This is a genomic window from Bacillus thermotolerans (assembly GCF_000812025.2).
Classification (GTDB): domain Bacteria; phylum Bacillota; class Bacilli; order Bacillales; family Domibacillaceae; genus Quasibacillus; species Quasibacillus thermotolerans.
Map to the genome: position 1 here is coordinate 220,285 of NZ_JWJE02000001.1, position 7,684 is coordinate 227,968.

The following is a 7,684-nucleotide window of genomic DNA, read 5'->3' on the forward strand; positions in this document are numbered from 1 at the left end:
GTATTTAATTGACAATGATCACAAACGTAACTAATAATGGTTGTTACATCTATCTATTTTTTACCTCTGGGGGAGGTTAAGGCATGTCAGAGTTTTTAGTAATTGTAGAATCCCCTGCGAAAGCGAAAACAATTGAACGTTATCTGGGGAAGAAATATAAAGTAAAAGCATCTATGGGGCACGTCCGTGATTTGCCAAAGAGCCAAACGGGTGTTGATATAGAAAATAACTATGAACCGAAATACATTACCATCCGCGGGAAAGGCCCCGTATTAAAAGAATTAAAAACAGCAGCAAAGAAAGCAAAGAAAATCTACTTAGCAGCTGACCCCGATAGAGAAGGGGAAGCTATTGCCTGGCATTTAGCCCACAGCTTGGACCTTGATGTATCGTCCGATTGCCGGGTAGTGTTTAATGAAATTACGAAGGACGCGATTAAAGAATCATTTAAGCATCCAAGGCCGATCAACATGGATCTTGTAGATGCACAGCAGGCCCGCCGGATTCTTGATCGGTTGGTTGGGTACAATATCAGCCCGCTTCTTTGGAAAAAGATCAAAAAAGGACTTAGTGCCGGACGGGTTCAATCGGTTGCTTTACGTTTAATTATCGACCGAGAGAAAGAAATCAATGATTTCAACCCTGAAGAATACTGGACGATTGAAGCGCAGTTTTTAAAGGGTAAAAGTACATTCCAGGCAGCTTTTTATGGAAAGAATGGAAAAAAAGTTGCTTTAAAGTCGGAAGAAGATGTTAAGGAAGTGCTTTCAGCTATTCAAGGCAATGAGTTTGCATTGAAAAGTGTAACGAAGAAGGAGCGAAAGCGGAACCCAGCTCCGCCGTTTACGACTTCTTCCCTTCAGCAGGAAGCAGCGAGAAAATTAAATTTCCGTGCGAAGAAAACGATGATGCTGGCTCAGCAGTTATATGAAGGTATTGACCTGGGTAAAGAAGGAACCGTCGGTTTGATTACGTATATGCGAACCGATTCTACCCGCATATCAGAGGTGGCTCAAAAGGAAGCTGCTGAGTTCATCGAATCGACTCATGGTAAAGAATATTTAAAAAGCACTGAGAAAAAGCCGGGAAAAAAATCAGACCAAAAGCAATCTAACGCTCAGGACGCTCATGAAGCGATCCGACCGACAAGCGTATTGAAAGAGCCGGGCTCGTTGAAGGAGTTCTTATCGCGTGATCAGTTGAGGTTATATAAGCTGATTTGGGAACGGTTTCTCGCAAGCCAAATGGCGCCGGCTGTAATGGATACAGTAAGTGCAGACCTGGTGAATAATGACATTATTTTCCGTGCGACAGGCTCTAAAGTGAAATTCCAAGGATTCATGAAGGTGTATGTAGAAGGATCAGACGATACTCAGGAAGAGAAAGAGAAACAATTGCCGAACTTAGAAGAAGGCGATAAGGTGACGTATGAGTCAATGGATCCAAAGCAGCACTTCACTCAGCCGCCGCCCCGTTACACAGAAGCCCGCCTTGTTAAAACATTGGAGGAGTTGGGGATTGGCAGACCTTCCACCTTTGCCCCTACGCTGGACACGATACAGAAACGCGGCTATGTTGCTTTAGATAATAAGCGCTTCATCCCAACAGAGCTTGGTGAAATTGTCCACGAGTTGATGGTCGAATACTTCACCGACATCGTTGATGTAGAGTTCACGGCGAAGATGGAAAAAGACCTGGATAGTGTAGAAGAGGGCAAAGTAGAGTGGAAAAAAGTGATTGATGAGTTTTATCAGGAATTTAAAGTAGATCTGGCTAAAGCGGAAGAAGAAATAGAAAAGATTGAAATTAAAGATGAGCCTGCAGGTGAAGATTGTGAAAACTGCGGTCATCCGATGGTATTTAAAATGGGTCGCTATGGAAAGTTCATGGCTTGCAGCAATTTTCCCGATTGCCGCAATACGAAAGCCATTGTTAAAGAAATCGGAGTGAAATGTCCGAAGTGCGAAGACGGCAATATAATAGAAAGAAAAAGTAAAAAGCGCCGGATTTTTTATGGATGTGATAACTTTCCGGAATGTGACTTTCTTTCTTGGGATAAGCCGATTGAGAGGAAATGTCCAAAATGCGAGCACATGCTTGTTGAAAAGAAATTGAAAAAAGGTGTTCAAATTCAGTGTACAGAATGTGATTATAAAGAAGAACCACAAGTATAAAAGCGGGGCTATCCCGCTTTTTCTTTGTGCATTTCCTTCTCTCCCGTCAAAGGACAGAAGGTAAAAGGCAAGTATGGAAAATTCAAGAATGTGAACAATATAATGAATGTTTTATAAGCCTTAAAGCTTTTTTTATGCGAACGTCTGTTGTACAATGCTTTAGGGATGAATTGTACGGCAGCTATTTTAGGAGGGTCAAGAAATGGAAGCAGTAGTAAATGTAATAGGAGCCGGCTTGGCAGGAAGTGAAGCGGCTTTCCAAATCGCTGAACGTGGTGTGAAGGTAAACTTATATGAAATGCGACCGGTCCGTCAGACACCGGCTCATCATACAGATAAATTTGCTGAACTTGTCTGCAGCAACTCCCTGCGGGCTAACGCGCTAACAAATGCAGTTGGTGTGCTAAAGGAGGAAATGAGAGCTCTGAGTTCAGTTATCATTTCTTCTGCAGATGATTGCTCGGTGCCGGCAGGCGGTGCGCTTGCGGTCGATCGCCATGAGTTTGCGGCCAAAGTAACAGAACGCGTTAAAAACCATCCAAATGTGACTGTATATAATGAAGAAATGACGGCTATTCCACAGGGGATTACTGTTATTGCAACCGGTCCGCTAACTAGTGAAGCATTGTCCCAGCAGCTAAAAGAGCTAACTGGTGAGGAATATTTATATTTTTATGATGCAGCAGCGCCTATTATTGAAAAGGACAGCATAGATATGAATAAAGCCTATCTTAAATCCCGTTATGATAAGGGAGAGGCTGCTTATTTAAACTGTCCAATGAACGAGGAAGAGTTTGATCGCTTCTATGAAGCACTGATTTCTGCAGAGACTGTTCCATTAAAGGAATTTGAAAAGGAAATTTTCTTTGAAGGCTGCATGCCTGTAGAGGTACTGGCACAGCGCGGAAAGAAAACATTGCTGTTTGGTCCTATGAAGCCGGTTGGCTTGGAAGACCCGCGCACTGGAAAAAGACCATATGCCGTTGTTCAGCTTCGGCAGGACGATGCAGCGGGAACTCTTTATAATATTGTTGGCTTCCAAACGCACTTGAAATGGGGACCGCAAAAAGAAGTCCTTCAGTTAATTCCAGGGCTTGAAAACGCAGAAATCGTCCGTTACGGAGTGATGCATCGCAATACGTTTATTAATTCACCAAAGGTATTAAAACCTACGTACCAGTTTAAAGGTCGCCATGATTTGTTCTTTGCCGGCCAAATGACTGGAGTAGAGGGTTATGTGGAGTCAGCAGCAAGCGGGTTAGTTGCTGGTATAAATGCGGCCCGCCTTGCATTAGGACAGGACCCGGTCATTGTTCCTAGGGAAACAGCTATTGGCAGCATGGCTAATTATATTACTACAGCTGATCAGAAAAATTTTCAGCCAATGAATGCAAACTTTGGTTTATTTCCAAGTCTTGAGGTTAAAATGAAAAGTAAGAAAGAGCGAGCGGAGGCGCAAGCTGAGCGAGCATTAGAAACAATTCGCACTTTTGTGAAAAGTTTGTAAACTTAGTTGCATGGGCTACTATAGTATGCTACTATTTAGTAGCCCTAATTGAGGTGTGTAGATGTCGCAACTTTTCAATAATTATTTAGATGGATTTTTAACGTATTTACAGATTGAAAAACATTATTCATCCTATACGGTGCAGTTTTATCGTTATGATATTGAGGAGTTCTTTAAGTTCACTGCTGAACAAAACTTAAACAGTCTAGAAGATATTGAATATTTGGATGTCCGTCTTTACTTGACAGATCTTTATGAAAGAAAGATGTCCCGGGCGGCTGTTGCCAGAAGACTCTCCAGCTTGCGCAGTTTTTATCGTTTTTTGTCCAAGGAAAATGTCGTGGCTGTTAATCCTTTTTCTTTCGTGCAGCCGCCGAAAGAAGCGAAAAGGCTTCCTTCCTTCTTTTATGAAGAGGAAATGGAAAAGCTCTTTGCAGAATGTGAAGGGAGCGATAAACCGCTAGCCGTTCGGGACAGAGCACTGCTGGAGCTTTTGTATGCAACTGGAATTCGGGTCAGTGAATGCTCAGGCATCAAGCTAAGCGATATTGATTTTGACCTTTCCGTCTTATTAGTTAGAGGAAAGGGGAATAAAGAGCGGTATGTACCTTTCGGTTATTTTGCCCACGAAGCTGCACAAGAATACATAGCAACTGCCCGAAGCTTTTTGGTGAAAGATACGGAACCGCATCCGTTTTTATTCGTTAATCACCGAGGCAAGCCGCTCACGCCGAGGGGCATCCGGTATGTGCTAAATAAATTAATGGAAAAAGCATCATTGACGAGAAAGATTCATCCGCATATGCTCCGGCATACATTTGCCACTCATTTGTTAAATAACGGGGCTGACTTAAGAACTGTACAAGAATTGCTCGGACATGAGCATCTTTCTTCTACGCAAGTATATACTCATGTAACAAAAGAGCATTTGCGGAAGACGTATTTAAGTCATCACCCCCGTGCGTAAGTAAAGGAGGAAGGAAATTATGGAGCAATTCCATGCAACGACGATCTTTGCTGTCCAGCATAAAGGTAAAAGCGCCATGGCTGGTGACGGTCAAGTAACCTTTGGCAATGCGGTAGTAATGAAGCATACCGCTAGAAAGGTGCGCAAACTGTTTAACGGGAAAGTTATTGCCGGCTTTGCTGGATCGGTGGCTGACGCTTTTACTCTATTCGAATTATTTGAAGGAAGACTAGAAGAGTATAATGGTAACCTGCAGCGTGCAGCCGTAGAAATGGCAAAGGAATGGCGATCTGATAAAGTGCTTCGCCGTTTGGAAGCGATGCTGATCGTGATGGATAAGTCTAATATGTTGCTTATTTCCGGTACTGGTGAAGTCATTGAACCGGATGATGGAATTTTGGCTATTGGCTCAGGAGGGAATTTTGCTTTAGCAGCAGGCCGCGCCTTAAAGAATTACTCTGGAGACCATTTAGCAGCCAAAGACATTGCTGAAGCTGCTCTTAAAATAGCTGGTGAGATTTGTGTATACACAAATGATCAGATTATTGTAGAAGAATTAGAGTAAGGGAGTGAAAGGCATGGATAACAAATCACTGCAATTAACGCCGAGACAGATGGTTGACCGGCTTGATCAATATATTGTTGGCCAGAAAGAAGCGAAGAAAGCAGTTGCTGTAGCCTTACGGAATCGTTATCGCCGAAGCCTGCTGGATGATCGAATGCGGGATGAGGTTATTCCGAAGAACATACTAATGATCGGGCCTACAGGCGTAGGAAAAACAGAGATTGCCCGGCGGATTGCTAAGCTCTCGGGCGCTCCCTTTGTAAAGGTAGAGGCAACAAAGTTTACAGAGGTCGGTTACGTTGGACGGGATGTAGAGTCTATGGTTCGTGATTTAGTAGAAACGTCTGTACGGATTGTGAAGGAAGAGAAGATGCAATCTGTTCAGGGAGCTGCTAGAGAAGCCGCTGATCGCCGTCTGGTTGAGCTGCTTGTCCCTTCTAAGAAAAAAGTGAACAACGTTAAGAATCCATTTGAAATGCTGTTCGGCGGAACTAATGAACAGGAGCAGCCAAGAGCGGAAGAGGCAGAAGAAATGTCGATCCGCGAGAAAAGAAAGATAGCGGCTGCAAAGCTGGAACGCGGTGAACTGGAGGATGAAGTTGTGACGATTGAGGTAGAAGAGCAGCCTCCTTCTATGTTCGACATGTTCCAGGGATCTGGCATGGAGCAAATGGGCATGAACATGCAGGATATGCTTGGGGGCTTAATGCCGAAGAAAAAGAAAAAAAGAAAGCTCTCTGTAAAAGAGGCGCGAGACGTTTTAACCAATGAAGAAGCGCAAAAGCTGATCGATATGGATGATGTGACTCAAGAGGCAATTAGGCGAACCGAGCAAATGGGGATTATCTTTATCGATGAAATTGATAAGGTAGCAGCCAAGGGGGCCGCGTCTTCCTCTGCGAGTGTTTCTAGAGAAGGGGTTCAACGTGACATCCTGCCAATTGTTGAAGGTTCTACGGTTATGACGAAGTATGGAGCGGTCAAAACAGACTATATCTTATTTATTGCAGCTGGAGCATTCCATATTTCAAAGCCGTCTGATCTAATTCCAGAGCTGCAGGGACGCTTCCCGGTCCGGGTAGAACTGCAGAAGCTAACGGTAGAAGATTTCGTGAGAATTCTGGTAGAGCCGGATAATGCATTAATTAAACAATATGTAGCATTATTGGAAACTGAAGGTATAGAAATTGAATTTTCTGACGATGCTATTGAACGTATAGCAGAAATTGCTTTCGAAGTCAATCAAGATACAGATAACATTGGTGCGCGCCGCCTTCATACTATTATGGAGAAACTTCTTGAAGACTTATCATTTGAAGCATCTGATATTAACATGGGAACCATCAAAATTACACCTTCGTACGTAAATGAGAAATTAGAAAAGATCTCAAGCAATAAAGATTTAAGCCAATTTATCCTATAGATGTTTAAGAAGAAGTTTCCAGAGGGAACATAATCAATAATATCTATGTGTAAATGACAGTTAAAATAGTGAATACAAACTAGCTATAGATGAACCAGTGAATGTAGGAGGATTTTATTATGAATTTGCTAGAAAAAACAAGAAAGATTAATAAGCTGCTTCAAGACGCAGCAGGAAAGTCAGTTAACTTCAAGGAAATGGCCGAATCCCTGTCTGAGTTGATTGAAGCGAACGTATATGTGGTCAGCCGCCGTGGAAAACTCCTTGGCTTTGGGGTGAACCAGCAGATTGAAAATGAGCGGATGAAGAGTATGCTTGCCGATCGCCGTTTCCCGGAAGAGTACACAAACAATTTATTTAACATCGAAGAAACATCCCCAAACCTTGATGTGGAGAGTGAGTATACAGCTTTCCCTGTTGAGAACAAAGAGTTATTTAAAAATGGTTTAACGACCATTGTACCGATTAAAGGGGCTGGTGAGCGCTTAGGTACACTTGTGCTGGCTCGTGTAGCAGAAAAATTCCACGATGAAGATTTAATCTTAGCAGAATATGGAGCAACAGTAGTTGGAATGGAGATTCTTCGCGAGAAAACAGAAGAAATTGAAGAAGAAGCAAGAAGTAAAGCTGTTGTACAGATGGCAATCAGTTCATTGTCATACAGTGAATTAGAAGCGATTGAGCATATTTTTGAAGAACTAGATGGAAAAGAAGGTCTGTTGGTCGCTTCTAAAATTGCTGACCGAGTTGGCATTACCCGTTCGGTAATTGTAAATGCACTTCGCAAGCTTGAAAGTGCAGGAGTCATTGAATCTCGCTCACTAGGTATGAAAGGAACATATATTAAAGTATTAAATGATAAATTCCTCATGGAATTGGAAAAATTAAAGTCTAATTAACCAAATAAAGTAAAAAAACCGTCTGTCGAATGCAGGCGGTTTTTTACTTTGTTTTTTTGGCTCTATAATATTTGTTGGGGTTTAAACAAAATTTTGTGTGCATAAAAAAACACGCAAACTCCTCATTCTTTTATACTTGAATTGTCGAG

General features: G+C 42.4%; 6 protein-coding genes. All 6 read left to right on the plus strand.

Annotated features, from left to right (window positions below):
• Positions 1-83 precede the first annotated feature (83 nt).
• The 6 genes from topA (at position 84) to codY (ending at position 7,535) form a co-directional block, all read left to right on the plus strand.
• Positions 84-2,174, plus strand: a complete 2,091-nt coding sequence (gene topA / locus QY97_RS01100; protein WP_039232154.1) for a type I DNA topoisomerase — start codon at positions 84-86, stop codon at positions 2,172-2,174.
• A gap of 202 nt (positions 2,175-2,376) precedes the next feature.
• A complete protein-coding gene (gene trmFO / locus QY97_RS01105) occupies positions 2,377-3,681 on the plus strand; it encodes an FADH(2)-oxidizing methylenetetrahydrofolate--tRNA-(uracil(54)-C(5))-methyltransferase TrmFO (protein ID WP_039232158.1) in 1,305 nt (434 codons plus the stop codon).
• A gap of 61 nt (positions 3,682-3,742) precedes the next feature.
• Positions 3,743-4,648 (plus strand): tyrosine recombinase XerC, encoded by a 906-nt coding sequence (gene xerC, locus QY97_RS01110; protein WP_039232161.1) that lies wholly within the window; start codon positions 3,743-3,745, stop codon positions 4,646-4,648.
• A 19-nt stretch (positions 4,649-4,667) separates the two neighbouring features.
• Positions 4,668-5,213 carry an ATP-dependent protease subunit HslV gene (gene hslV, locus QY97_RS01115; protein WP_039232165.1) on the plus strand — a complete coding sequence of 182 codons (546 nt, stop codon included), beginning with the start codon at positions 4,668-4,670 and terminating at the stop codon, positions 5,211-5,213.
• A 13-nt stretch (positions 5,214-5,226) separates the two neighbouring features.
• Positions 5,227-6,636, plus strand: a complete 1,410-nt coding sequence (hslU, locus tag QY97_RS01120) for an HslU--HslV peptidase ATPase subunit (protein WP_039232168.1) — start codon at positions 5,227-5,229, stop codon at positions 6,634-6,636.
• Between the two features lie 119 nt (positions 6,637-6,755).
• Complete coding sequence (gene codY, locus QY97_RS01125) at positions 6,756-7,535, plus strand: GTP-sensing pleiotropic transcriptional regulator CodY (RefSeq protein ID WP_039232170.1); 780 nt, start codon at positions 6,756-6,758, stop codon at positions 7,533-7,535.
• The last annotated feature ends 149 nt before the right edge of the window (positions 7,536-7,684 follow it).

Coding starts and splice junctions, on each gene's coding strand:
- topA (WP_039232154.1), top strand. CDS start 84: ATGTCAGAGTTTTTAGTAATTGTAGAATCCCCTGCGAAAGCGAAAACA.
- trmFO (WP_039232158.1), top strand. CDS start 2,377: ATGGAAGCAGTAGTAAATGTAATAGGAGCCGGCTTGGCAGGAAGTGAA.
- xerC (WP_039232161.1), top strand. CDS start 3,743: ATGTCGCAACTTTTCAATAATTATTTAGATGGATTTTTAACGTATTTA.
- hslV (WP_039232165.1), top strand. CDS start 4,668: ATGGAGCAATTCCATGCAACGACGATCTTTGCTGTCCAGCATAAAGGT.
- hslU (WP_039232168.1), top strand. CDS start 5,227: ATGGATAACAAATCACTGCAATTAACGCCGAGACAGATGGTTGACCGG.
- codY (WP_039232170.1), top strand. CDS start 6,756: ATGAATTTGCTAGAAAAAACAAGAAAGATTAATAAGCTGCTTCAAGAC.